The following is a 24955-nucleotide window of genomic DNA, read 5'->3' on the forward strand; positions in this document are numbered from 1 at the left end:
GCGACAAATTAGACCATGATCAGCCCACGCCAGGCGCGCCGGCGTCTTCGTGCGGTACCGCTATGAGATCCTCGCGCACCTTACGGGCGAGCTTCCTCGTCGAGCGCTTCGGACTGTCGCCGAAAAGCTCGGCCGCCTCGGCGAGGCAGGTTTTTTTCAGGCCCTTTTCCGAGCGCTTCAGCAGCTTGCCAAGCAACCGCGTCTCCTCAGCGGGGCCAAGCGGCTGGTCCTCGGCATCGAGAAGCGCGCGCATGACGAGCACATCGTGCAGTTCGCCGAGCCGCTCGCCCAGTTCGTCGACGGCCTTGCGCCGCGTCTTGATCGGCGTCGGCCACAGCCTGCCGAGCAGCGACAGATGCATGCCATGCGTCTTGGCCGCCTTGCGCAGATCGTGAAAATCATCGGCCGCGCCGCGCGAAGCGGCCTTGTCCAGCGCTTTCCTGGCGCGGCGCAAAGTGATGCGCGCGCCTTCGGCGAGCACGTCGGCAGCCTGCTCCGGCTGGTCGGGCAAAGCGAGCTTGTCGATGCGGACGACACCTTCCTCGCAAGCGGCAACCGCCGCGCCTATCGCAGCATCGAGGCCCGCTCCGACATGCAGCTCATGCTGGCGCGCGACGAGCCTGTCGCGGACGGCACCGAGACCGCCGCCGGCACTTTGCTCGGGAAAGCTTGCCGCCAGCCGGTCGATTGTTTCGACCAGCGCAGTCGCCTCACGCGGACCGGCAAGCAGGGCCGCCACCTGGCGGTAGCACTGATTCTCGGTCACGCAGAATGTTTCGTCCCCGGAACGAATTAGGCGCAGTAAAGCGCGGACGTTTTTCAACCGCTTGCGGCACTTGTGCAGCGCCTGTTCGGGCCTGTCATGCGCCGCGTCCAGATGAACGAGCGCCCTGCCGATCTCCTCGGCGAGGATGCGCCTGACCTCGCCGGTCAGCGACATGCGCGGATCGATACGAAAGCTCATGCGACGATCTCCGGAATCCCCCCAAGGGCGAGCGACGCGTTGTAAAATCTCGGCTCGCCGGTGACTTCGCGGCCGAGCCAATCTGGCAGCATTTCGTCCGGTACATCCTCCTGCGTCTCGAGCTCGGCGATCACCAACCCCGCAAGCGTCCCGCCGAAGACATCGACTTCGTAGAGATAGCCGCGGTGTCTAACATGGTGGCGTGTCTTCTCGATGACACGTCCGATGGCAAAGGCCTGCATCTCTTGCGCCTCCGCCAAAGGCACCGGATATTCGAATTCATCGCGCTCGCGGGCCTGGCTGCCGAACTTGAGCGTCAGCTTGGCAGCGGCATCATTGCTGATGCGCACACGCACCGTGCGGGTAGGCTCGGCGACAAGATAGAATTGACGGATATGAATGTCCGCCTTGACCATTCCCCGCCATTCCTCACCTGAGACCAGGAATTTACGCTCGATTTCCTTGCCCATGGCGAGGCACTAAAGCGCGCACGGCCAGAGTTGGCAAGCCGCTTGACCGCAGTTGACTTTAATCATTCGATTGATTAAAGTATAGACCATGATCAAATCGCCCAGTGCCAGCGGCCTTCCTCATGAAGCGCCCAAGACTGCCGCGGATATGACGCGGACGGCCCTCGTGCGCGCGGCGCTGAAGCTGTTCGGACGCCAGGGTTTCGACGGCACGTCGACGCGCCAGATCGCGGCTGAGGCCAAGGCCAATATCGGCTCGATCGCCTATCATTTCGGCGGCAAGGAAGGGCTCCGCAACGCGGCGGCCGACTACATCATAGACACCATCCAGACCATTGCGGGCCAGGCGATCGGCAATCTGCAAGCGCCGCCCGCGGCATTGGCGGACACCGAGGCCGCGCGGGCACATTTAGCCGTCGCACTGGAGCGGATGGTCGCCTTCATCGCGGCAAGGCCGGAAGCCGGCGAGATTGTACAGTTCGTCCTGCGTGAGCTGTCGCATCCAACCGCCGCGCTCGACCGTATCTATGACGGCGTGTTCGAACCGGCGCATCACCGGCTCTGCCTGATCTGGGAACAGTCGACGGGCGAGCCGGCCGAGAGCGAGCGCACTAAACTCACCGTATTCACGCTGATTGGCCAGGTCGTCTATTTCCGCATCGGCCGCGAGGCGGTTATGCGCCGGATGGGCTGGCGCGAGATCGGCGATGACGAGGCCGGCAAGATCGCGGCAACAGTAACCGACAATCTCAGCGCGATTTTAGCTCGGCGCGATTTGGCTGTCCGGAAGGATCGTGGATCATGAGCCTGCTCTGTTCTTTGCCGCTTGCCGCCCAGCTTTTCAGCGCCTGCGCGCCGGCAGCACCGCTCGCCGTCGGCTACGTCGAGGGCGATTATGTGCTGCTGGCGCCGATCGAGGTGGCCCAGGTCGAGACGATTGCGGTCAAGCGCGGCGACCGCGTAGCGCCCGGCACGCCGGTGGTGACGCTGGAAAACGCCGACGCCAAGATCGCCATCGCGCAGGCCGAGGCGGCCCTCGCGCAGGCCCAGGCGCAACTTGCCGACCTGCAGGTCGGCAAGCGGCCGGAAGAGATTGCAGTGCTCAGGGCGCAGGTCGACATGGCCAAAGCGCAGGCCGCCGACGCCAAACGCAGATACAGCCGCGCCAGCGATCTGTTCAAACGCGGCACCGGCACGCAGGCCGATTATGATACGGCTTCCGCGGCGCTGGAGACGGCCAACGCGCAGGTCGGCCAGGCGGAAGCCAATCTCGCTGTCGGCGGCCTGCCGGCACGGCCGGAGACGATCAAGGCCGCCGACAATCAGGTCAGGCAGGCGCAATCGGCGCTGGAGCAAGCGCAATGGCGACTGTCGAAGCGTGTGCTCACGGCGCCCTCCCCCGGCAGGGTCAACGATGTCATCCGCTATCCCGGCGATACAGCCGGGCCGACCGCGCCGGTCATCTCCATACTGCCGGACGGCGCAGTGAAGCTCAGCGTCTATGTGCCGGAAAGCGCGTTCTCCTCGGTCGAGGTCGGCACGCTGCTCAACGTCCATTGCGATGGTTGCGGATCGGGCGTGAAGGCACGCGTCAGCTATGTGTCGCCGGATCCGGAATTCACGCCGCCGGTGATCTACTCGCTCGAGACCCGGCAAAAGCTGGTCTATCTGGTCGAAGCGCGGCCGGAAGGCGACGCCAGCGCATTGCAGCCCGGGCAGATCGTCGACGTCGATCTGGCGGACATCGGAAAATGAACGTCATCGACGTGCACGGCCTGGTCAAACGCTTCGGCGACAAGACTGTCGTCGACCATGTGACGATGACCGTGGCCGAGGGCGAGATCGTCGGCTTCCTCGGGCCGAACGGCTCGGGCAAAACGACGACCATCCGCATCATGTGCGGCTTGCTGACGCCCGATGAGGGTGAAGGCACGGTTCTGGGCTTCAACATCCGCACCGACAGCCTGCGGATCAAGCGCGAAGTCGGCTACATGACGCAGAGATTCTCGTTCTACGAAGACCTCACCATCGGCGAGAATCTCGAATTCGTGGCACGGCTCTACCGGCTGAAGCCGCTCGACGAACATGTGGCCAAGACGCTTGAGGAGCTCGGCCTGACATCACGCAGAAACCAACTGGCCGGCACCTTGTCCGGCGGCTGGAAGCAGCGGCTGGCGCTGGCCGCCTGCATCATGCACAAGCCGAAACTGCTGCTGCTCGACGAACCGACGGCTGGCGTCGACCCGAAGGCGCGGCGCGAATTCTGGGACGAGATCCACCGGCTGGCGAGCGGCGGGCTGACCGTGCTGGTCTCCACCCATTACATGGACGAGGCCGAGCGCTGCCACCGCATCAGCTACATCTCCTATGGCAAGATGCTGGCCACCGGCACGGTTGAGGACGTGGTGAGGAATGCCGGGCTGACCACCTTCGTCCTGCAAGGGCCGCGGCTCGATCAGGTCGCTGCCGCACTTCATGGCCGCCCAGGCGTCGACCAGGTGGCGCCGTTCGGCGCGACGCTGCATGTAGTCGGCTCCGACAGGACGGCGCTTCAGGCAGCGCTCGCCGACGTCGAGAAAGACCACAAGGGCGTCAGGGTCTCGCCCGGCGAGACCAGCCTGGAGGATGTGTTCATCCAGTTCATGTCCGGTTCGAAGGACAATATGGGATGAAGAACGGGATAAACAGCGTCTTTTCCTTCGCCAGGCTCGGTGCGCTGCTGATCAAGGAGTTCATCCAGATGCGGCGCGACCGCATCACCTTCGCCATGATGCTGGGCGTGCCGCTGATGCAGCTGGTGCTGTTCGGCTATGCCATCAACAACGATCCGAAGAGCCTGCCGGCAGCGCTGGTGGCGATGAGCAGCGATCCTTACACGCGAGCCATGGTTTCGGCGCTGCAGACCACCGGCTATTACCGCTTCGACCATGTCGCGCAAAGTGCCGCCGAAGCCGAATTCCTGATGGCGCGCGGCGACGTTGCCTTCGTCGTCACCATTCCCGCCGATTTCGCCCGACGGGTCGAGCGTGGCGACAGCCCGCAGATCCTGATCGAGGCGGATGCGACCGACCCGGCCGTCGCCAGCGGCGCCATCTCGACGCTCGGCACCGTTGCCAACCAGGCGCTGCTCAGGGCGCGCGGCATGCAGGAGACAGCGGCCGAAGCTGCCCGGGGCCAGCTCCAGGTCGTAGTGCACCGGCGCTACAATCCGGAAGCCGTATCGCAATACAACATCGTGCCCGGCCTGCTCGGCGTCATCCTGCAGATGACGATGGTAATGATGACCTCGATCGCGCTGACGCGTGAGACCGAGCGCGGCACGATGGAGAACCTTCTGGCGATGCCGTCCAGCCCGCTCGAGATCATGCTGGGTAAGGTGCTGCCGTATCTGGCGGTCGGCGCCGTGCAGGTGCTGGTGGTGCTGGCGGCATCGAAGCTTCTGTTCGCCATCCCCTTCACCGGATCGATGTCGCTGCTGTTGACGGCCGTCCTGATCTTCGTGCTGGCGCTGGTGCTGCTCGGCTATACGATCTCGACGATTGCCCGCACGCAGATGCAGGCACTGCAGCTCACCTTCTTCTTCTTCCTGCCGTCGATCATGCTGTCCGGTTTTATGTTCCCCTATCGCGGCATGCCGGACTGGGCGCAGATTTTCGGCGAGGTGCTGCCGCTGACGCATTTCCTGCGCATCATCCGCGCGGTGATGCTGAAGGGCGCCGAGCTGCCGGCGGTGGCAACGGAGATCGGCTGGCTGGTGGTGTTCGTGGCGCTGTTCGCCGGCGTGGCGCTGGTGCGGTTCCGCCGGACGTTGGATTAGGGTCGAACTCGATCCGCTTGTGCAAATGACCGAGATTCACACCGGCTTGGCCTGACCCGGGACCGGCGCCAATTCAGGCGCATTGAGCCCTTCGAAGGGATCGCGCCAGGCGTCGATTTCTTCAAGCTGCCGATACCAGCGACCGACAGAAGGATAATCATCGAGCGGCAATCGGGCGACGTCGTTGAAGGGCAGAAACGTCGCCATTCGAAAGTCGGCATAGGAAACCGAACTTCCGACCAGCCAGTCTCGCTCGGAAAGCTCGGCATCAAGTATTGCGGCGGCGGTGCTGAAGTCGCTCAGGCCCTCCTCAACCCGCGCCTGATCGATCGGGCCGAGCCCATAGCGCTGTTTGGTCCCGCGTTCGAAATGCACGACGTCGCAGGCTCTTGCGAAGTTCTCTTTGCCCCAACTCAGCCATCGGATCATCTCGGGCTCGTCGTCGCCGGTGCGCCAGAAATGCGAATGCGTGTCGCGTGAAAACCGGCAGGCTATGGCGTCGGCCTCCCAGAGGCTTTTTCCCAAGCCCACAAGGATAGGCAATGAAAGATTTGGATTGAGCGGCCGAAAGCGCTCGGCCTGCCCCGGAGCGAAGGGAGAGGCGAATTCGAACTCGACCTTGGCTTTGAGATACCGTGCCACCGCGACCGCGAGGCGAGGATTGGGATTGCGGCTGAAGAACAGTTTCATTGATCTCAGTCTTTGAAGGGTACCGGTTCGACCGGGCGCAACGGACGCTCAAGCACCTCGAATCGGCACATGACCTGGAACTGGTTGCTATCCTAGCCGGCAGCAATGATCTCGGCATAGGTGCTGAGATCGACATTGCCACCGGAGAGCACCACGGCAATGCATTTCCCGGCAAGGTCGATCTCGCCTGACGACAGCGCGGCCAAGCCGACGCAACCGCCAGGTTCGACGACCAGCTTCAGGCAAGCCATGGCATCGCGCATCGCCTGTGCCACCGCCTTGTCGGAAACGGTGATGGCGCCGGCGAGATTCTTGCGGTTGATCTCGAAAGTGATCGCGCCCGGCTCGGCGACGAGAAGGGCATCGCAGATCGAGGTGTGGCCGGGCGCGTTCGACACCCTGGCGCCTTTGATCAGCGAGCGGCGTGTGTCATCGAAATGCTCGGGTTCCACGGCCCAGACGGCGGTGCCCGGTGAGGCGTCCTTGACCGCGATCGAAATGCCGCTGCTCAAGCCGCCACCGCCGCAGGGAACGACTACCGCATCCAGGCTGACGCCAAGCGCGCTTGCTTGGCGCATCAATTCGAGGCCGATCGTGCCCTGGCCGGCGATGATGGCCGGATCGTCGTAGGGCGGCACCAGGACCATGCCCCTTTCCACGTAAGAACGGACGACGGCAGTGCGATCGTCGCGGACCCGGTCGAAGGTGATCACTTCCGCGCCCATCTTCCTGACATTGCCGACTTTCATCGCCGGCGCATCGGTGGGCATGGCGATGACGGCCTTGACGCCGAACATCGCCGCTGCGGCGGCAACGCCTTGCGCGTGATTACCCGACGAGAAGGCGACGACCCCGCCAGCGCGTTCTTCCGCCGAGAGCGAGGAGAGCTTGTTGTATGCACCGCGGAACTTGAAGGAGCCGGTGCGCTGCAACGTCTCGGGCTTGAACAGGATCCTGGCGCCGAAGCGCTTGTTCAGCTCCGGCGATTCGATCAGCGGCGTTTCGACGATCAGGCCGGACAATCGCGCTGCTGCGCTGCGGATATCGGCGATGCCGGGAGGGGTGGTCATGGCGAGGTCCTGCAAGAAATGAGACCGCCTATGGTGCACGGAAAGGGAGGCCGCGCACCAATGAAAAAATGTGACGGTTACAATTCGTCTTGCAGGCAGGAGAGGAGCGTGCCTGCCACCTGCCGCCTCCTCGTCTCTCCGCCATGCGGTCGTCGCTTCAATCGACAAATCGTTGCCGATTGACCGGCTTGGCCGCCGCTCCTCACCCCAACAGCGTCTTTTGCCGTTTGGGACCGCCCATCTTACGCCAGGTGTTGAAGCGGTGGGTGGCGGCGGCGAAGGAGATCTTCATCTGCTGGGCGACCGAATAGCGCGACTTGCCCTCGTCGAACAGGCGATAGCAGCACTCGACACCCTCCTCAGTCAACTTGCCATCGGGAGCCTTGTTGTGCGGATTGGCGGGATCGAATTTTTCGACCTGCTGCTCGACCAGGCCTTTCAGGCGCTGCAGATCCGCCTCGATGTTGGCGATCAGGTCGAGGACTGGTTTGGGATCAAACGGCTGCTGTTTTTCCGGCATCTGCGGGTTCCTTTCTCTTGGTTCAGATTCGGTTATATAAGTGAACGTTCACCGATAGCAAACGACGACCTGCTCGGGGTTTCGAAATCTGTAGCTTTTGAGCATGAGTGGAGCACGCACGATTGACCGGCGACGTGCAAGGTCATAGTTTAGAACTATTCTAAACTAGGGTGAATTTCTCATGCTTTCCCGCGTTTTCGGCCTCGGCCGCCGTTCCTTTGAATCGCTCTCGGAACAGGAGATCCTGGCGCTCGCCATCTCCTCCGAGGAGGATGACGGGCGCATCTATCGCGCCTATGCCGACGGGCTGGCGGAAAGCTTTCCGCAATCGGCCAAAGTGTTCGAAGAGATGGCGGAGGAAGAGGACGGCCATCGCGATTCACTGATCGAGCTTTACCGCAAGCGTTTCGGCGAGCGGATACCGCTGATCCGGCGCGAACATGTGAAGGGTTATTACGAGCGCAAACCGGACTGGCTGGTGAGGCCGCTCGGCGTCGATCATGTGCGCAGCCAAGCCGAGGCCATGGAGCGGCAGGCCTACCTGTTCTATGTCGAGGCGGCCAAGCGCACAGGCGATGCGTCGACGCGAAAGCTGCTCGACGATCTGGCGATCGCAGAACAGGGCCACGAGACACTGGCGCAGCGGCTCGAACAAAAGCATGTGCCGGGCGCGGTCAAGGACGAAGAGGCGGCGGCCGAGCAGCGCCAGTTCATCCTGACCTACGTACAACCGGGGCTGGCGGGGCTGATGGATGGGTCGGTGTCAACACTGGCGCCGATCTTTGCCGCCGCCTTTGCCACGCACGACACGTTCCAGACCTTTCTGGTCGGGCTTGCTGCCTCGATCGGCGCCGGCATCTCGATGGGTTTCACCGAAGTGGCCTCCGACGACGGTAAGTTGTCGGGCCGCGGCTCGCCGGCAAAACGCGGTCTGACCGTCGGCGTCATGACAACGCTGGGCGGGCTCGGCCATGCGCTGCCCTATCTCATCCCGCTTTTCTGGACGGCGACCATTGTCGCCGCCGTGGTGGTTTTCTTCGAGCTGTGGGCGATCGCCTTCGTGCAGAACCGCTATATGCAGACGCCATTCTGGCGCGCCGCCTTCCAGGTGGTGCTGGGTGGCGCGCTGGTGTTTGCGGCAGGGGTGCTGATCGGGAATGCATAGCAGCCCCTATCCGTTCACCACCCGGCTGTCTGCTGGCGCCTCGGCGCGTTCGGTCAGGCCGTAGTCGCGCACGACGTGGGCGATGCGCAAACGATAGTCGGCAAAGATACCGCCGCGCCCGGCTTTCTGGGCCTGCCGATGTTCCTGCGTGTTGCGCCAGGCCTTCACCGCTTCCTCGTCGCGCCAGAAGGACAGCGACAGGATGCGGTTCGGATCGGCAAGGCTCTGGAAGCGCTCGATCGACAGGAAACCGTCGATGCCGTCGAGCAGCGGCCGCAGGTCGGCGGCGATGCCGAGGTAGGCTTCGCGCTTGCCCGCCGCCGGCTCGACCTCGAAGATGACGGCGATCATGGCTTCACCAAAGGACCATGCGGCGCGGAGGCCAGCTTGAGGAAGATGCGATCCTCCTTCAGGATGAATTTTTCCCGCCGGGCGAACTCGTAATTCGCCTTGCCGGCGGGATCGGCGGCGAGCCGGGCGCGGTAGACTTCGTAGGCCGCAAGACTGTCGATGTTGTAGGCGGCATAAGCCGTGGTGGCCGAGCCTTCGTGCGGCGCGAAATAGCCGATCAGATCGGCGCCGCAGCGCGGGATCGCCTGCCCCCAATTGCGGGCATATTCCTCGAACGCCGCCTTGCCGAACGGATCGATCTCGTAGCGGATGAAGCAGGTAATGGTCATTTTCGCCTCCTTGGCGGGTGGATGTTTCTTGCGACCACAGTTCGAGCCGGGTCGAAACGTTCCGAAGATCGATATGCTAGGCAATCCCTCGCTGATCATGCCTGCCAGAAGGATTTCGCGTATTCGCGACGGACGTCTTCGGGTGTCAGGCCAGGGTCACGCAGCAGATGATCGTCGATTTCGGCGAGATCGAGGCGCTGCGAATGACGGTCGTACCACCGCTTCAGGAGCCGCAGCCGCAAGCGGCGCAAGACAATTAACGGGAACGGCCGGCGAGCAGGCGCGGCGCTGAGAATGGTCCTTGCAGGCATCGTCGTCTCCTTGATTTGCATCGAGATTAATGCTTGTCTGACGAGGATGCTTCGATGAGGAACGAACTATGCGCGAAGGCCCTGACATAGCCCGCATTGCCAGCCTGGTCGGCGATCCGGCGCGGGCAAACATGCTGTCCGCACTGATGGGCGGCACAGCACTGACGGCGAGCGAACTGGCACTCGAAGCCGGCGTGTCGCTTCCGACAGCGAGCTCCCATCTATCGAAGCTGATGGAAGGCGGGCTGCTGACGCTGGCGAGCCAGGGACGGCACCGCTATTACGGCCTCGCCGGCCCGCAGGTGGCAGGAATGATCGAAGCCATCACCGGCGTCGCTGCTGCTGTCGGGCCGCAGAGGGTGCGACCCGGCCCTCGCGACGCGGCCATGCGCGTGGCGCGGGTCTGCTACGACCACCTCGCCGGCGAGCAGGCGGTGGCGATGCTGGACCGTCTTGTCGCTCGACAAGTGCTCCTGCGCGACGACAAGGAGATCCAGCTTGGGCCGTCGGCCGCCTCGCATTTCGCCGCGATCGGCATCGACATCCATACCAAAGCGCGGCGACCGGTGTGCCGGGCGTGCCTCGACTGGAGCGTGCGGCGTTCGCACCTTGCCGGCACGCTGGGCGCCGCCATTCTCGACAAGATCCTCGCCGAGAAATGGGCGCGGCGCGAGAAGGACAGCCGTGCCGTGATCTTTTCACCGGCAGGCAAGCAGGCCTTCGAGAAAACGTTTCTCGCCTGACAGATCGCTTCGACGCGCTAGTACGCATTCGTCGTTTCACGGAAACGCCGAACCGCTCTGTCTTTTTGTTTTGACGCAATTCCGGACGGAAAACCTTTTCATACTTTTCCTGGAATTGCTTTAAAGCGCGTCGCGTTCGACCGGCCTCATGCAATACGCTTTAGGTCCTTGTTTTGATGCATGTCGTTATCGCAAAACCGCTGCACACTTTTGCGCGACATGCACTAGTCGCGCTTGAGCAGCTTGGCCTGCTTGAAAAAATCCGCCCAGGGGTCGGCTTGCCCGAGCCGCTTCAGCGTCGTCTTGTCGCCGATCGGAAAGGCGTTGGGCGGCAATCCGGCCTCGATCTCCGCCCAGGTCACCGGCATCGATACCGTGGCGCCCTTTTTGGCGCGCGACGAATAGGGGGCGACGGTGGTGGCGCCGCGGCCGTTGCGCAGATAATCGACGAAAATCCTGCCCGTGCGTGCCTTCTTCGACAGCGTCGCCGTGTAGCGGTCGGGTGCGCCCTGTTCGAGCGCTCGGGCGAACTCATGGGCGAAGCCCTTGACCTCGTCCCAATCCGCCGACGGCTTCAGCGGCACGACGACGTGGTAGCCCTTGCCGCCCGAGGTCTTGACGAAATTCGGCAGGGACAGTTCGTCGAGCCGGCCGCGGATGTCGAGTGCCGCCGCGCGCACCGCCTTCACGTCGACGCCCTCGTCGGGATCGAGATCGAAGATGATCTGGTCGGGCTTTTCCAGCTCCTCGGTGGTCGAGCCCCAAATATGGATCTCGACGACGCCCAGTTGCACCAGTGCCACGAGACCGTCGAAATCGCGGATGAACAATATCTCCTCGCCGTCGGTCGGATCCTTCATCACGGCGATCTTGTCGTGCATGCCGGCCGAGGCATGCTTCTGGAAGAAGCGTTGGCCGCCGACGCCGTCCGGCGCCCGCACGAGGCTGAGCGGCCGGTTGACGACGAACTGCTTCATGCGCGGCCAGACCAACTCGTAGTGATCGACCAGATCCTGCTTCGATACGTTCTCCTCGGGCCACAGAAGCTTGTCGGGGCGAGACAGCGTAACCGAGGTTTTCGCCGCGCCTGCGGTTTTGGCGGGCTTTGGCTTCGGCTCTGCCGTGGCTGAGCGTGCTTTCGGTTTCTCCTGCACGACTTCCTCCGCCGGCTTGTCCTCGCGCAATCCCTGGAAGGACGCGTGGCGTATTATACGGTCCGACGTCCAACTGCGAAACTCCACTTCGCCGACAAGTTCGGGCTTGACCCAGACCAGCCCCTTGCCCCTTGGCACCGCGCTGTCGAAGGGCGAGGTTGTCGTCTTCAGCGCATCAAGCCTCTTCTTCAGCTCGTTGGTGCTTTTGGCCGTGAAGCCGGTGCCGACACGGCCGGCATAGCGCAGCTTGCCGCCCTCGTGATAGCCGACCAGCAGCGAGCGCAGGCCACGCCCGGTCTTGTCCGACGGCATGTAGCCGCCGATGACGAATTCCTGACGCGCCGTGCATTTCGACTTCACCCACGAGGGAACACGGCCGCTGCGGTAGGGCGCATCGGCGCGCTTGGAAACGACGCCTTCTAGACCCAGCCGGCAAGCGTGCTCCAGCATGATCTTGCCGGGCTCGGCAAAATGGTCGCTGAAGCGCACGGCCTGATCCTCGGCCTGTCCGGCGAGCAGGCTGCGCAGCCTTTCCTTGCGCTCGACCAGCGGCTCGGAACGGATGTCTTGACCATTGAGCTGCAACAGGTCGAAGACATAGTAGATGAAACGGTCCGTGCGGCCCGCCGACAGATCTTGCTGAAGCAGCGAGAAGGACGACACGCCATTATCCGCCAGCACGACGATTTCGCCGTCGATGACGGCATCGGTACATTTCAGACCGCCAAGTGCCGCGACAATTGAGCCACCAAATTTGTCGGTCCAGTCCAGGCCGGTGCGTGTCAAAAGCCGCACCTCGGTACCGGCAAGCTGCGCCTGCATGCGATAGCCGTCGAACTTCACCTCATGCAGCCAGTCCTTACCGGGCGGGGCGTCCCGCTCCAGCGTGGCGAGCGCCGGCTCGACGAATTCGAGCCGCCTTGCCGCGACAGCCTTCGCTTTGCCGGCGGCCGGCCTGTCGGACTGCCAGACGCTTGGCTTCTTGCCGTCGGCGGTCTTGCCTTCGCCGACCTCCTCGATGGTCAGGCCGGATTTCACCGATTGCGGCGCCTCCTGCAAAATGTCCTCACCGGGACGCGCGGCGGCATCGTCGGACTTGATCAGCAGCCAGTTGTCGCGTTTTTCGCCGGGCCGCGGCTTCAGCCGCACCAGATGCCAGGCGCCATGCAATTTGTGGCCATGCAGTTCGAAATTGATATGGCCTTTCTTCATCCCTTTGGCAGGGTCGCCTTCGGGGACCCACGTGCCTTCGTCCCAGACAATGACCGAGCCGCCGCCATATTGGCCCTTGGGGATGGTGCCTTCGAACGGCGCATAGTCGATCGGGTGGTCCTCGACATGCACGGCGAGCCGCTTCTCATGCGGGTCGAGGCTCGGGCCTCGCGTCACCGCCCAGCTCCACAGCACGCCGCCATGCTCAAGGCGAAGGTCGTAGTGAAGCCTGGTGGCGGCATGCTTGTGGATGACGAAGATGCCACCCGGCACGGCTTTCTTGCCGCGCGCGAGCTTACCGGCCGGTTCGGCGGTCTTCTTGAAATCGCGCTTGGCGTGATATTGCTCGAGGCCGGCCATGGTCTGATCCTAAGCCGATTTGCGCCGGGCGGCTTTGGACTTGGCGGCTTTTGCCGGGCGTCTGGCCTTTGCCGGCGGGCTGGCCTCCGACGAAAGGCTCTTCTTCAGTGCATCGAAGAGATTGACGACGTTGGAGGGTCGCGGTTCTGCCTTGGTCTTCGGTGCCTTCTTGCCGGCCTTCTTGGCGCGGACCAGCTCGATCAGCGCGTTTTCGTATTTGTCCTCGAATTCGGAAGGATCGAACTTCGCCTGTTTCTCATCGACAATGTGTTCGGCCAGCCTGATCATCTCGGCGTCGGTCTTCACCGGCTTGATGTCGCCGAACACCATCTCGGGCCTGCGCACCGTATCGCCATAGCGCAGCGTCGTCAGCAGCAGGCCCTTGCCCAGCGGCTCGATGACCACCGGACGCTCGCGGCGGTAGAGCACGATGCGGGCAAGGCCCGCCGTCTTCTTGGCGGCCATGGCGTCGCGGATGACGGCAAAAGCCTCTTCCGAGACATCGTCCGCGGGCGTCACATAATAGGGCGTGTCGAGATAGATCTGCTGGATCGAAGATTTTTCGATGAACCCGTCGAGGCTCATCGTATGCGAGGATTCGATCTGGACGGCTTCGATCTCCTCCTCCTCGATTTGGACGAAGTCGCCGTCGCCGATCTCGTAGCCCTTGATCTCGTCGCCTTCATCGAGCGGCTTGCCGCTTGCCGAATCGACATAGACGCGCCTGACAGTGTTGCCAGTCTTGCGGTTGAGCACGCGGAACGAAACTTTTTCGGCCTGGGTGACGACATTGGTCACTTCGACCGCGCAGGTGACCAGCGAAAGCTTGAGATACCCTCTCCAGGCGGGGCGCGGCGCCATGACAAACTCCCTGCGCGACAACGTTCAACCGAGAACGGGCAAAGTCCGTTCCGGTTCCAGCGGCGCAAAAGGCAAGTCCGGGCTTTCGGCCCAGCCTTGCCTGAACTCCATTCTCGATCGCGGCCCTACTCGGCGGCTTGCAGGTTGATCTTGCTTTCCGCCATCTCGGTAAGCTTGCGGTCGGTTGCCTGTTCCTCCTTGAGGTTGTTGGCCAACACATTGGCGCAGTCGCTGCGGCCCAGTTGCTTGGCCCAGGCAATCAAGGTGCCGTAACGGGTCATCTCATAATGCTCGACCGCCTGGGCGGACGCGATCAGTGCAGCGTCGAGGACCTCCTTGTCGGCGATGTCGCCGCTGACCTCGTCGGCCTCTTCGAGAATGCCATCGATGGCCGGGCAGTCGACCTCCTTGGCCTTCACGCCGTGCAGCTCGAACACCTGCTCGACACGCTGAATATGACCCTTGGTCTGGGCGAGATGCTTCTCAAAGCCGGCTTTCAACTGCGGATCACTCGCCTTGTCGATCATCTTCGGCAGCGATTTCTCGATCTGTTTCTCAGCGTAATAAATGTCGCGCAGCGTGTGCACGAAGAGATCGTCGAGTGTTTTGATGTCCTTCGAAAAGAAGCCCATGGCCTTTGCCTTTCCATTGCTCTTGCTGTTTCGGATTTTTGGCCGCGGCTCAACCCGAGCACGCCGGCCTGCGGAACCGGTTCGTCCCGGCACTGGGAAATCAACGTGCGGCTGACGGGCCGGTTCCTGGTTTTTCGACCACGTGCACGGAAATTTCGCGGTGGCAGCAAAAGTGAAACAAACGCGCGCCTCGGCGACATTCAGGCGAAACATATGTGATGCAAAAGTCACACTGGGCGAAATGCCGACGGACAGCACGGAAACACCGCGAATCAGCCGCATTGCAGCCATGAACAAAGGCATTTTCGACCAGAGATTAACATCGCGTTCACCGACTATTCACGCCTGGACGCTATGATCCCCGCAATTCGGAAGGGACATCCGAAACGGGACAGGGACCGAGTAAAATGAGCTTCTGGAATCAAATCGCCGGCTATGCCGCCGCCATCCGCGAATTCGTCGCGCCGACCTATCGGCCCGAGCGCTATTACATGCGCGGCCCAGGCCCCGCCTGCGCACGCCGTGGCAACACGCTTGGGATCAGCGTGCACTGATGATGACCATGGAAAGCCGTCACGACAGCCGTATCTGCCGGCCCGACGCCGACAACCGGTCAACGACCTATCGCGCCGAGCGCCCTGCGCTGACCGACAGACGGCGGGCGACAACGCCAAGCCTCTAACATTCCGGGCTTTGATCCAGCCGCCGGCAGGCTTAGTGTCGCCTGATACCAGCTGCCGGGCGCCACGTGATCGTCAAGCCGAACCATTCTCCTGAGCCGCCAGAATTCGAATCAAGTCGCCCGTTGATCGTGTTCGACGGCGTCTGCGTGTTGTGCTCGGGTTTTGTGCGGACGGTGGTAAAGCTCGACCGCAAGGGCCACTTCCATTTCGTAACGGCGCAATCGCCGCTCGGCGAGATGCTGTTCAAGAAATACGGGCTGCAGACGGATCGCTACGAGACCAATCTCGTCATCATCGATGGCGCGGCTTTCACACGCCTGGACAGTTTCGTTGCCGTCATGGCCGAACTCGCCTGGCCATGGCGAGCGGCGCGGATCCTGCTGTTGTTGCCGCGCCCGCTTCGCGACTGGCTCTACGATCGCATCGCAAAGAACCGCTACGCCCTGTTCGGCAAGAAGGACAATTGTGAAATCCCTTCCGCCGAGGTGAGGGCAAGATTGATCGGCTAGGCTCATCGCCGTGGCCGGGAGCGGCGCGGGGCATTTTGGGGGAACTGCGGATGAAGGTTCTTGTCGTCGGCGGTTATGGCACCTTTGGCGGTCGCACCGTCGAGCTTTTGGAGGGCGAGCCCCATCTGATCCTGTTCGTCGCCGGGCGCTCGCTCGCCAAGGCTGACGCGTATTGCAAGAAGCGCGCCCCGACGGCAGCGCAACTGCTGCCGGCACTGTTCGACCGTGACGGCGATCTCGCCGTGCAACTCGCTGCATTTGAGCCTGATATTGTGGTCGACGCGAGCGGTCCGTTCCAGGCCTATGGCGAGGGACGCTATGGCCTGATCGAGGCATGCATCGCCCGGCGCGTCAACTATCTCGATCTTGCCGACGGCTCGGATTTCGTCGCCGGTGTCTCTGCGTTCGACGAGGCGGCGCGAAACGCCGGCGTCTTCGTGCTATCCGGAGTCTCGAGCTTTCCGGTGCTGACGGCGGCGGTTGTGCGCCGCCTGTCTTCGGACCTGACGCGGGTCGACGGAATTCGCGGCGGCATCGCGCCGTCGCCCTTCGCCGGTGTCGGCGGAAACGTCATTCGCGCTATCGCCGGTTACACCGGTCAGCCGGTGCGCCTTGTTCGTAATGGCCGTCCCGAACAAGGCTGTCCGTTTACCGAGCAGCTGCGCTATACTATCGCGCCGCCGGGCCAGCTGCCGCTTCGAAACACGCTGTTCTCGCTGGTCGACGTTCCGGACCTGCGTGCTCTGGCCGAGCTTTGGCCGGAGGCGAGGACCATCTGGATGGGAGCCGGGCCGGTACCCGAGGTGCTGCACCGCGCCCTGATCGGCCTCGCCTGGCTGGTGCGCGCCGGGTTGATCAGTTCGCTTTCGCCGCTGGCGCCGCTGATGCATCAGGCGACGAACCGGCTGCGCTGGGGCGAGCATCGCGGCGGCATGTTCGTCGAGGTGGAGGGATCGGACCGCGCGGGCGCCACCGGCAAGCGCTCGTGGCATCTCTTGGCCGAGGGCAACGATGGGCCGCTGATCCCGTCGATGGCGGTTGAAGCGCTGGTCCGCAAAGTGCTGGCCGGACATCAGCCCGCGCCGGGCGCACGGGCGGCGGTGCGCGATTTAGAGCTCCGGGACTATGAGGCCCTGTTCGCCGGGCGGACGATCTACACCGGCTTCAGGAACGGGGCCGCGGACGAGGACAAGCCGCTCTATACCGAGCTGCTCGGTGCCGCCTGGCAAGGCCTTCCCGAGGCAATTCGGTCAATGCATGACCGCACGATCACGGCCGCAGGCCGCGCTAGCTTAGAACGCGGGCACAATGTTCTTGGCCGGCTAGTGGCCTGGATGGTCGGCTTCCCCGGAGCAAGCAAGGACATCCCGGTTCATGTCCGCTTCGACACCGACAAGGACGGCGAGACCTGGACGCGGACATTCGGCAAGCACAGTTTTTCGAGCCTACAGTTCGCAGGCCGGGGTCGATCGCAGCGCCTGCTGTGCGAACGCTTCGGCCCGCTGACCTTCGCGATGGCACTGGTTGCCGAGGACGGCCGGCTGGCACTGGTCTTGCGCCGCTGGAGCTTTTTTTGCTTGCCGCTGCCGATCTGGCTCGGTCCACGCTCGACTTCCTACGAAACGGTGGAGGATGGCCGCTTCCGCTTCCATGTCGATATCTCGCATCCGCTTGCCGGCATGATCGCCCGCTACCGTGGCTGGCTAGAGCCTTCCGACCCGCACGGCTCCAGCGAGATCGTGTCGCCTGCCACCTTGCCAAATTCGCGGCAGTCCTGAGCCGTGCACAGCGTCCAGCCTTGACCCGTGGCGCCCGAGGCGGCGAGCACCAGGCGCGGCTGTGGCCCGACCCGGGGCGCATAGACCCACCAGCCGTCGCGCAGCGCCGAGCCTTGCGGCGGCTCCATGCCGGCGCCCGAGCCCTTGATTCGTGCCTCGACGAGTTGCAGGCCGGACGGCAGCACCTTCCAGTCTTCCTGCCACTGGGTCTTCTCCACAGAATGCGTCCAGGAGAGCGTGAAGGCGGCGACCGCGAGCGTCATCGTCTTGCCGGCCGCGACGATGCAGAGGCTCATGCCGAATTGGCCAGTGACGCCTGCCGCGCGCGCCAGCAGTGCCACCCGATCCAGGCAAGAGACAGCGCCCAGCCCGCCTCGTCGGTGAGCGGCAGCGCCGCAACCAGCAGCACGCCAGCGGCGAAGGCGACGAGGCGTTCCCACCAGGCCATGCGCTGGGCGAGAAAGCCGACGGCGGCGGCGCCCCACAGGACGATGCCCATGCAGGCTTTGATGACGATGTAGGCGACCTCGACGGGATAGCCGAACTGGGCGGCGATCGGGCCGGGGTCCTGCAGCATCAGCGCCGGGGTATAGACCGCCATGAACGGCACCACGAAGCCAGCAATGGCAAGCTTGGTGGCCTGGATGCCGATCTTGAGGCCGCTTTCCTTGGCCATGGGTGCGGCGGCGAAGGCGGCCAGCGCCACGGGCGGGGTGAGATCAGCCATGATGCCGAAATAGAAGACGAACATATGGCTGACCACCAGCGGCACGCCGAGCGACAGAAGCGCCGGCCCGGCTAGCGACGAGGTGATGATGTAATTGGGAATGGTCGGGATGCCCATGCCGAGCACCAGGCAGGTGAGCATGGTCAAAAGCAGCGACAGGAACAGATTGTTCTCGCCGATCGAGATGATCCAGCCGATGAAGGTCGAGGCGATGCCGGTGAGCGTCAGCGTGCCGATGACGATGCCGACGATGGCGCAGGCAATGCCGACCGGCAGCGCGTTCTTTGCTCCCTCGGCAAGGGAATCGACGCATATGCGCAGTGTCTCGCGCCCGCCCTTGAAGGTGAGGCAGGCGACGACCAGCACGGCGATGACCAGGCTGAGGATGTTGACGCCGAACTTCATGAAGGAAGCGGCGGCAAGCCCGAGCGCCAGCCAGAAGACGACGCGGAAGGCGAGCGGCCCGATCGATGCCGCCAGCGGCGTGCCGAGGATAAGCACAATGGTCAACGCCAGGCCCATCGTGCCGGCGAAGACCGGTGTGTAGCCGGCAAACAGCAGGTAGATCAGTGCTGCGAGCGGCAGTACCAGCGGCCAGTGTTGTCTCACCGCATCCCACGGATTGGGCAGGTCGGCCTTGGCCATGCCGTGCAGGCCGGCCTTGCCGGCCTCCAAATGCACCTGCCAGAAACAGGCGCCAAAATAGAGCAGCGCCGGAATGATCGCCGCCTTGACCACCGCGGCATAGGGAATGTTCAGCGTCTCGGCCATGATGAAGGCAACCGCACCCATCACCGGAGGCATGATCTGGCCGCCCATCGACGAGGTCGCCTCGACGGCTCCGGCGAAGGCCGAGCGGAAGCCGAAGCGCTTCATCAGCGGGATGGTGAACTGGCCGCTGGCCACCACGTTGGCGACGCCGGAGCCGGAAATGGTGCCCATCAGCGCCGAGGACAGCACGCAGACCTGCGCCGGGCCGCCGCGCCATGAGCCGACCAGGCCAAGTGCAAAATCGTTGAACAGCGCGATCATGCCGGCGCGTTCGAGAAAGGCGGCGAAGACGACGAAGATGAAGATGTAGGCGGCCGAGACATAGATCGGCGTGCCGTAGATGCCTTCGGTGCCATAGGCGAAGGTGTCGACGAGCTGGGCGAAATCATAGCCGCGATGGATGAAAGGCGGTGGCAGATGATTGCCGGCAAATGCGTAGGCGAGAAAGATGAACGCAATAACGGCAAGCGGCAGTCCCATCAACCGCCGCGCCGCCTCGAAGACCAGCACGACCAGCACCGCGCCGACGATCAGGTCAGGCGTGGTGAGGAAGCCAGAGCGGCGGATGAGGTCGGCATAGAATACCCAGTTGTACAGACCGGTGGCGAAGCCGAGCACGCCGAGAGTCCAGAAGGCTGCTTTCGCCGGGACGCTTTTGGCACGCAGATTGGCGATCAGGGCAAAGCCGAGCAGCAGCAGGAAGCCGACATGCATGGCGCGCACGACCTGGCTCGGCAGGCTGCCGTAGGCGGCGATGTAGATCTGGAAGATGGAGAAGGCGACGGCGATAAAAAAAGCCGCCTTGCCGGCGATGCCTTCGCCGAAGCCCGGTGGCAGGCCTTCGACAGGGATTTCGGCTGTGGTGGAAAGAACGGTCGGGGTTTCGGTCATTGGCGGGGTTCCTGGGGGGCGTCCCTCTCCCTTGAGGGGAGGGTGGACAGCCGCCGAAGGCGGATGGACGGGTGGGGTAACCTCAACTGCCTCGACCTTTGCCTGAACGATGGAGCGCGTCGCCGAGGACCCCTCCCGGCCCTGCGGGCCACCCTCCCCTCAAGGGGGAGGGATGGCGCCCTTTTCCTTGTAATACCTCTCGGCGCCTGGATGCAGCGGCACCGGCATGCCGTCGAGCGCCTTGGCCGGGTCGATCGCCTTGGCGGCGGCATGGGCAGCGGTGAGCTGGTCGAGATGCTCGAACAGCAGCTTGGTCATCTGGTAGGCGGTCTCGTCGGAGACATCGGCGCTGGTGATCAGGAAATTACCGACGGCGGCGGTCGCGACATCATCGGTCTGGCCCTCATAGGTGCCTTTCGGGATGACCACGGAAAGATAGGGCGAGCCGATCTTGGCGACGTCCTCCGCCGGCACGGCAACGATGTTGACCGGGACCGAGGTGGCGAGGTCGCGGATCGAGGCAACGCCCAGGCCAGCCGATTGCAGCGTGGCGTCGAGCTGGCGGTTCTTGATCAGCTCCACCGATTCGGCGAAGGGCAGATATTCGATCCGCCCGAGGTCTTCGTATTTCAGCCCGGCAGCGGCGAAGATCGTGCGGGCGTTGAGCTCGGTGCCCGAGGCCGGCGCGCCGACCGACAGGCTCTTGCCCTTGAGGTCGGCGAGCGTCTTGATGCCGGACTCCTTGCTGGCGACGATCTGGATGTAGTTGGGATAGATGGCGGCAATGCCGCGCAGCTTGTCGAGCTTGCCTGGGAAGCCGGCTTCGGTATTGCCCTCGGCGGCCAGCTTGACGGAATCGCCAAGCGCGAAAGCGATCTCGCCCTTGCCCTGCTGCAAGAGATTGAGGTTTTCGACCGACGCTTTCGTCGCCTGCACCTGGGTGCGCGCGCCTTCTATGCCCTTGCTATAGATCTCCGATAGCGCGACGCCGAGCGGATAGTAGACGCCCGACGTGCCGCCGGTCAGCACGTTGATGAATTCCTGTGCCTTGACCGATACCGCGCCAAGGCCAAGCGACAGCGCCAGCGCGCCGGCTGCAACAAATTTCGTCCTGAAATTGAGCATGCGATTTCCTCCCTGAAAAACTCGCCGCCGTGCCCTCCTCTGCGGCACGAAGCGAAGCGAGTTTAGACAGCGGGCGGGAAATGCCAACCCGCAATAGCAGCCATTAGACGAACGGCTAAGCAATGCCGCAACAGGTTGGCGCTTGCGCGAGGTCGCGTCGCGGCAGAAAGATTTTTCCAGCACCTGTCGAAATCCGGCAGGGCCGCGCGACATAAGTCCGGCTCGCAACGATGCGGCCTTCGAGAAACGGGAGAAGACCATGCGATATATGCTTTTGATCTACGGAAACGAAGCGGGGATGGCAGCGGCGCCGGCAGATGCGGTGACACAGATGTCGAGCGCGTACGTCGCCTACACCGAAGCGTTGAAGAAATCCGGCGCCTGGCTCGCCGGCGACCGGCTGAAGCCGACGCAATCCGCTACCTCGGTGCGGATGGCCAATGGCAAGACCAACGTGCTCGACGGCCCCTATGCCGACACCAAGGAGCAGCTTGCCGGTTTCTATATGATCGAAGCGGAGGACGTCGACGCGGCTATTGCCTGGGCGGCGCGCTGCCCGGGCGCCAGCACCGGCACGGTAGAGGTGCGGCCGATCTGGGAACTCACCATGTGATGCCTGAACTGCCCGACACCGCACGGGCGGCGGCGGAAGCGGCCGCCCGGCAAAGCTACGGCAAGCTGGTCGCCTATCTCGCCGCACGCACGCGCGACGTGGCCGCTGCCGAGGACGCCTTGGCCGATGCCTTTGCAGCGGCGCTCGAGCGTTGGCCACAGGCGGGCGTGCCCAACAAGCCGGAAGCCTGGCTGCTGGCGGTGGCGCGCCGGCGCCGCGTCGACGCGCTCAGACGGCGGCTGACAAGCGAGGCGGGCCGCGACCACCTCAGGCTGATCGCGGAGGAGATGGAGGCACGCATGGCCGACGAAGACCTGCCGGACGAGCGGCTCAGGCTGATGTTTGCTTGCGCTCATCCGGCGATCGAGGCCGGTATCCGCGCGCCGATGATCCTGCAGACGGTCCTGGGCTTCGACGCAGCGACCATCGCCTCGGCCTTTCTTGTCTCGCCGGCCACGATGAGCCAGCGCCTGGTGCGCGCCAAGGCCCGCATCCGCGAGACCGGCATTCCGTTCCGCGTGCCGGAGCGGGCCGAACTCGGCGAGCGGCTGGGCACCGTTCTGGAAGCGATCTACGCGGCGTTTGCCGAAGGCTGGTCCGACCCCGCCGGCACCGAAGCGCAGCGGCGCAATCTCGCGACCGAAGGCATCTGGCTCGGCCGGCTGGTCGCCTCGCTGATGCCGGATGAGCCGGAAGCACTCGGCCTGCTGGCGCTGATGCTGTTCGCCGAAGCGCGGCGCGCAGCGCGGCGCAATGCGGCAGGCGACTATGTGCCGCTAGCGGAGCAGGATCTTGCACTGTGGGACGATACAATGATCGACGAAGCGGAGATGCTGCTCGGGCGCGCCGCTGCCAAGGGCGTGGTCGGCCGCTACCAGCTCGAGGCCGCCGTGCAGTCAGCCCATGCGACAAGGCGGCTGACCGGCGGCACCGACTGGGTCGCGATCAAGGAGCTCTACGACGCGCTGTCGGTGATTGCCGGCTCGCCGGTGGTGTCGATCAACCGTGCGGTGGCGATTGCCGAGGCCGAAGGTGCTTCGGCAGGATTGGGCGCCCTTGATCAACTCAGCGGCGACAAGCGGCTGTATGACTATCAACCTTACTGGGCCGCCCGAGCGGGCCTGCTGGCAAGACTCGGCAGAGTTCCGCAAGCGAGCGAGGCCTATGACCGGGCTATCGGCCTCGAACGCGATCCGGCCGTGCGCCGGTTCCTGCAGGAACGACGGGCAGGTCTCGACCGCGCGGAAAGACACTGAGACAAGGCGGAGTACTTAGGCCGGCCACATGTCGTGGGAAGCATTCAGCCTCTTTATCACCCGATGTTCCCGCAAATTGGCCCACAGGCGTTCGATGTTCGGCCAAGCGGTTGGAATCTTCGCGACCTCGGGATGCCAAGCCACCAACATGACGAGATAGATGTCGGCCAGCGAGAGCCGGTCGCCGACCAGCCAGTCGCGGCCTTCGAGGGCGGCATCGAGAATGGCGAAGCCGCGATCCATTTCCGAGACCGCCGCCTGTTTGACGGCTTCCACGCCGCCGGGATCTGTCGTGTAGCGATGAGCGTAGAAGAACCGCAGGTCAGCCGAATAGATGACGGAGGACATGAAAAACATCCAGCGCAGGAAGTCGGCACGGTCAGGTGTGTTCGCTGCCGGCGCTAGAGCTGCTTCCGGATAGCGTTCGGCGAGCAGGATGCAGATTGCCGCCGACTCGGTCATCGAATGCCCGTCCGGCAAGACCAGGACCGGGACCTGGTTCAAGGGATTGATGTCGAGGAAGGCTTGGTTGGGTCGGCCTTTTGGAACATCGATCTGGTCGAAAGGCACTCCCGCTAAAGCAAGCGCCGCCTCGACGACAAAGCCGCCGGTATTGGCACGCGTATAGAGCTTGTACATGAAGTCCTCCACCTGCCGGTGCAGCGACGATTTGATATGGAAGTGACTCGCCGCTCAAGCGAACGACGCCCGCCACAGGTGGTTTTTCAGCAGTCCACGCCGAAGCGTCGAAACAGAACTTTTTATGCCGGAGGGGCAGCGCGAAGGATCGCTACGAACCGGCCAAAAACTCCTGTCCAGACTCTAAGCACCCAATCCCTCGAATAGGATCGTGGAGAGATAGCGCTCGGCGAAGGAGGGGATGACGACGACGAGGTTCTTGCCCTTGTTCTCCGGCCGCGAGCCGACGACGATCGCCGCCTGCAGGGCGGCACCCGACGAGATGCCGACCGGTACACCTTCGAGACGGGCGACGAGCCGTGCATTGGCGACCGAATCCTCGTTCGAGACCTTGACGATCTCGTCGTAGATCGTCGTGTCGAGGATTTTTGGTGCGAAGCCGGCGCCAATGCCCTGGATCTTGTGCGGGCCGGGTTGGCCGCCGGACAGTACCGGCGAGGCCTCCGGCTCGACGGCGACGACATGCACCGAGGGCTTGCGCTTCTTCAGCACCTGGCCGACGCCGGTGATGGTGCCGCCGGTTCCAATGCCGGCAACGAAGATATCGACTTCGCCATGGGTGTCGTTCCAGATTTCCTCGGCTGTGGTGCGGCGATGGATTTCCGGATTGGCCGGGTTCTCGAATTGTTGCGGAATGACGGCATCGGGCAGCGTCGCGGCCAGCTCGTCGGCCTTGGCGATGGCGCCCTTCATGCCTTTCGGCCCTTCGGTCAGCACCAGCTCGGCGCCGAGCAGCGCCAGCATTTTGCGGCGCTCGACCGACATGGTTTCCGGCATCGTCAGGATCAGCTTGTAGCCTTTGGCGGCGGCGGCAAAGGCGAGCGCGATGCCGGTATTGCCCGAGGTCGGCTCGATAAGCGTGGTCTTGCCGGGCGTAATCCTCCCAGAAGCCTCCAGTGCCTCGATCATCGACACGCCGATGCGGTCCTTGACCGAGGCGATCGGGTTGAAGAATTCGAGCTTGGCCAGCAGATTGGCGACGACACCCTTCTCCCTGGCGAATTTGTCGAGCCGCACCAACGGCGTGTCGCCGATCGTCTCGGTGATCGAATTATAGATGCGGCCGCGGCCGGGCACGTGTGTGGGGGTGGCGGGTTTGTTCATTGATTTTCCTCCCAGAGGTCAAGCGGCAAGAGTCGGGCGGGCATAAGATAGAGCCATCCGCCGCGCAAGATAGGCTGTCGATCGAAAATATCCGAGTGAAGTTCGTGCCGAATACCCCGCCTTGGAAAGGTGTGACAATTCCTGGCCGGC

Annotated in this window: 27 protein-coding genes; 11 read left to right on the forward strand and 16 right to left on the reverse strand. The window is 63.6% G+C overall.

Features of this window, described 5'->3' with window-relative positions; translation table 11 throughout:
- Window positions 1–19: 19 nt before the first annotated feature.
- Together NKH43_RS14685 and NKH43_RS14690 are read right to left on the reverse strand one after the other, a co-directional pair.
- Window positions 20–964, reverse strand: a complete 945-nt coding sequence (locus NKH43_RS14685; protein ID WP_352858777.1) for a CHAD domain-containing protein — start codon at window positions 962–964, stop codon at window positions 20–22.
- Entirely contained in the window at window positions 961–1434 is a 474-nt protein-coding gene (locus NKH43_RS14690) for a CYTH domain-containing protein (protein WP_023718867.1), read from the reverse strand. The genes NKH43_RS14685 and NKH43_RS14690 overlap by 4 nt, the downstream gene beginning before the upstream one ends.
- 88 nt (window positions 1435–1522) lie before the next feature.
- Here NKH43_RS14690 and NKH43_RS14695 point away from each other — a divergent pair, with 88 nt between their 5' ends.
- Genes NKH43_RS14695 through NKH43_RS14710 form a run of 4 tightly spaced genes read left to right on the forward strand, consistent with a single transcriptional unit; the run spans window position 1523 to window position 5251 of the window.
- A complete protein-coding gene (locus NKH43_RS14695) occupies window positions 1523–2239 on the forward strand; it encodes a CerR family C-terminal domain-containing protein (RefSeq protein ID WP_502906481.1) in 717 nt (238 codons plus the stop codon).
- Entirely contained in the window at window positions 2236–3189 is a 954-nt protein-coding gene (locus NKH43_RS14700) for an HlyD family secretion protein (protein WP_023718865.1), read from the forward strand. Before NKH43_RS14695 ends, NKH43_RS14700 begins: the two co-directional genes overlap by 4 nt.
- Entirely contained in the window at window positions 3186–4106 is a 921-nt protein-coding gene (locus NKH43_RS14705) for an ABC transporter ATP-binding protein (protein WP_023718864.1), read from the forward strand. The genes NKH43_RS14700 and NKH43_RS14705 overlap by 4 nt, the downstream gene beginning before the upstream one ends.
- 8 nt (window positions 4107–4114) lie before the next feature.
- A complete protein-coding gene (locus NKH43_RS14710) occupies window positions 4115–5251 on the forward strand; it encodes an ABC transporter permease (protein ID WP_023718863.1) in 1137 nt (378 codons plus the stop codon).
- A gap of 36 nt (window positions 5252–5287) precedes the next feature.
- Here the strand turns inward: NKH43_RS14710 and NKH43_RS14715 are convergent, their stop codons facing one another.
- From NKH43_RS14715 to NKH43_RS14725, 3 genes are all read right to left on the reverse strand, one after another.
- On the reverse strand, window positions 5288–5941 hold the full coding sequence (locus tag NKH43_RS14715; protein WP_352495448.1) for a glutathione S-transferase family protein: 654 nt from the start codon (window positions 5939–5941) through the stop codon (window positions 5288–5290).
- A 92-nt stretch (window positions 5942–6033) separates the two neighbouring features.
- Window positions 6034–7011: a threonine/serine dehydratase family protein gene (locus tag NKH43_RS14720; RefSeq protein ID WP_352495447.1), complete on the reverse strand. Its 978-nt coding sequence runs from the start codon at window positions 7009–7011 to the stop codon at window positions 6034–6036.
- Window positions 7012–7213: 202 nt separating this feature from the next.
- Window positions 7214–7531, reverse strand: a complete 318-nt coding sequence (locus NKH43_RS14725) for a hypothetical protein (RefSeq protein WP_023718860.1) — start codon at window positions 7529–7531, stop codon at window positions 7214–7216.
- A gap of 181 nt (window positions 7532–7712) precedes the next feature.
- Between NKH43_RS14725 and mbfA the strand changes: the two genes are divergently transcribed.
- A complete protein-coding gene (mbfA, locus tag NKH43_RS14730) occupies window positions 7713–8696 on the forward strand; it encodes an iron exporter MbfA (protein WP_023718859.1) in 984 nt (327 codons plus the stop codon).
- 6 nt (window positions 8697–8702) lie between these two features.
- Here mbfA and NKH43_RS14735 read toward each other — a convergent pair whose 3' ends face one another.
- The 3 genes from NKH43_RS14735 to NKH43_RS14745 all read right to left on the reverse strand — a co-directional run bounded on the left by NKH43_RS14735 (window position 8703) and on the right by NKH43_RS14745 (window position 9687).
- Window positions 8703–9047, reverse strand: coding sequence for an antibiotic biosynthesis monooxygenase family protein (locus tag NKH43_RS14735; protein ID WP_023718858.1), 345 nt, complete (start codon window positions 9045–9047; stop codon window positions 8703–8705).
- Complete coding sequence (locus tag NKH43_RS14740; RefSeq protein WP_023718857.1) at window positions 9044–9376, reverse strand: NIPSNAP family protein; 333 nt, start codon at window positions 9374–9376, stop codon at window positions 9044–9046. Before NKH43_RS14740 ends, NKH43_RS14735 begins: the two co-directional genes overlap by 4 nt.
- A gap of 95 nt (window positions 9377–9471) precedes the next feature.
- On the reverse strand, window positions 9472–9687 hold the full coding sequence (locus NKH43_RS14745) for a DUF1127 domain-containing protein (RefSeq protein ID WP_352858779.1): 216 nt from the start codon (window positions 9685–9687) through the stop codon (window positions 9472–9474).
- Between the two features lie 68 nt (window positions 9688–9755).
- Here NKH43_RS14745 and NKH43_RS14750 point away from each other — a divergent pair, with 68 nt between their 5' ends.
- The gene (locus tag NKH43_RS14750; protein WP_352789094.1) at window positions 9756–10430 is read left to right on the forward strand and encodes an ArsR/SmtB family transcription factor; all 675 of its coding nucleotides are present in this window, start codon (window positions 9756–9758) and stop codon (window positions 10428–10430) included.
- 224 nt (window positions 10431–10654) lie between these two features.
- On the opposite strand, the gene ligD is transcribed toward NKH43_RS14750, so the two are convergent.
- The 3 genes from ligD to NKH43_RS14765 all read right to left on the reverse strand — a co-directional run bounded on the left by ligD (window position 10655) and on the right by NKH43_RS14765 (window position 14649).
- Entirely contained in the window at window positions 10655–13156 is a 2502-nt protein-coding gene (ligD, locus tag NKH43_RS14755; RefSeq protein ID WP_352858781.1) for a DNA ligase D, read from the reverse strand.
- A 9-nt stretch (window positions 13157–13165) separates the two neighbouring features.
- The gene (ku, locus tag NKH43_RS14760; protein WP_352858783.1) at window positions 13166–14017 is read right to left on the reverse strand and encodes a non-homologous end joining protein Ku; all 852 of its coding nucleotides are present in this window, start codon (window positions 14015–14017) and stop codon (window positions 13166–13168) included.
- A gap of 125 nt (window positions 14018–14142) precedes the next feature.
- A complete protein-coding gene (locus NKH43_RS14765; RefSeq protein WP_023718852.1) occupies window positions 14143–14649 on the reverse strand; it encodes a YciE/YciF ferroxidase family protein in 507 nt (168 codons plus the stop codon).
- 407 nt (window positions 14650–15056) lie between these two features.
- Here NKH43_RS14765 and NKH43_RS14770 point away from each other — a divergent pair, with 407 nt between their 5' ends.
- The 3 genes from NKH43_RS14770 (at window position 15057) to NKH43_RS14780 (ending at window position 17619) form a co-directional block, all read left to right on the forward strand.
- A complete protein-coding gene (locus NKH43_RS14770; RefSeq protein WP_023718851.1) occupies window positions 15057–15203 on the forward strand; it encodes a hypothetical protein in 147 nt (48 codons plus the stop codon).
- Between the two features lie 257 nt (window positions 15204–15460).
- Window positions 15461–15841 carry a thiol-disulfide oxidoreductase DCC family protein gene (locus NKH43_RS14775; protein WP_502895944.1) on the forward strand — a complete coding sequence of 127 codons (381 nt, stop codon included), beginning with the start codon at window positions 15461–15463 and terminating at the stop codon, window positions 15839–15841.
- Between the two features lie 50 nt (window positions 15842–15891).
- Window positions 15892–17619 carry a saccharopine dehydrogenase family protein gene (locus NKH43_RS14780; protein WP_352858785.1) on the forward strand — a complete coding sequence of 576 codons (1728 nt, stop codon included), beginning with the start codon at window positions 15892–15894 and terminating at the stop codon, window positions 17617–17619.
- On the opposite strand, the gene NKH43_RS14785 is transcribed toward NKH43_RS14780, so the two are convergent.
- From NKH43_RS14785 to NKH43_RS14795, 3 genes are all read right to left on the reverse strand, one after another.
- Window positions 17532–17915 (reverse strand): DUF1850 domain-containing protein, encoded by a 384-nt coding sequence (locus tag NKH43_RS14785; protein ID WP_352858787.1) that lies wholly within the window; start codon window positions 17913–17915, stop codon window positions 17532–17534. The two genes, NKH43_RS14780 and NKH43_RS14785, sit on opposite strands and share 88 nt — an antisense overlap.
- Window positions 17912–20008, reverse strand: a complete 2097-nt coding sequence (locus tag NKH43_RS14790; protein WP_352858789.1) for a TRAP transporter permease — start codon at window positions 20006–20008, stop codon at window positions 17912–17914. The genes NKH43_RS14785 and NKH43_RS14790 overlap by 4 nt, the downstream gene beginning before the upstream one ends.
- A gap of 159 nt (window positions 20009–20167) precedes the next feature.
- On the reverse strand, window positions 20168–21133 hold the full coding sequence (locus NKH43_RS14795; RefSeq protein WP_023718847.1) for a TAXI family TRAP transporter solute-binding subunit: 966 nt from the start codon (window positions 21131–21133) through the stop codon (window positions 20168–20170).
- Window positions 21134–21392: 259 nt separating this feature from the next.
- On the opposite strand from NKH43_RS14795, the gene NKH43_RS14800 reads away from it, so the two are divergent.
- Window positions 21393–21746: a YciI family protein gene (locus NKH43_RS14800; protein WP_023718846.1), complete on the forward strand. Its 354-nt coding sequence runs from the start codon at window positions 21393–21395 to the stop codon at window positions 21744–21746.
- Window positions 21746–23002: an RNA polymerase sigma factor gene (locus tag NKH43_RS14805; protein ID WP_352495443.1), complete on the forward strand. Its 1257-nt coding sequence runs from the start codon at window positions 21746–21748 to the stop codon at window positions 23000–23002. Before NKH43_RS14800 ends, NKH43_RS14805 begins: the two co-directional genes overlap by 1 nt.
- 15 nt (window positions 23003–23017) lie before the next feature.
- Here NKH43_RS14805 and NKH43_RS14810 read toward each other — a convergent pair whose 3' ends face one another.
- Window positions 23018–23641, reverse strand: a complete 624-nt coding sequence (locus tag NKH43_RS14810; RefSeq protein WP_023718845.1) for a glutathione S-transferase family protein — start codon at window positions 23639–23641, stop codon at window positions 23018–23020.
- A 183-nt stretch (window positions 23642–23824) separates the two neighbouring features.
- On the reverse strand, window positions 23825–24805 hold the full coding sequence (gene cysK / locus NKH43_RS14815; RefSeq protein ID WP_023718844.1) for a cysteine synthase A: 981 nt from the start codon (window positions 24803–24805) through the stop codon (window positions 23825–23827).
- Window positions 24806–24955: the final 150 nt, after the last annotated feature.

The sequence above is a fragment of the Mesorhizobium sp. M1163 genome (assembly GCF_040318415.1).
Lineage (GTDB): Bacteria > Pseudomonadota > Alphaproteobacteria > Rhizobiales > Rhizobiaceae > Mesorhizobium.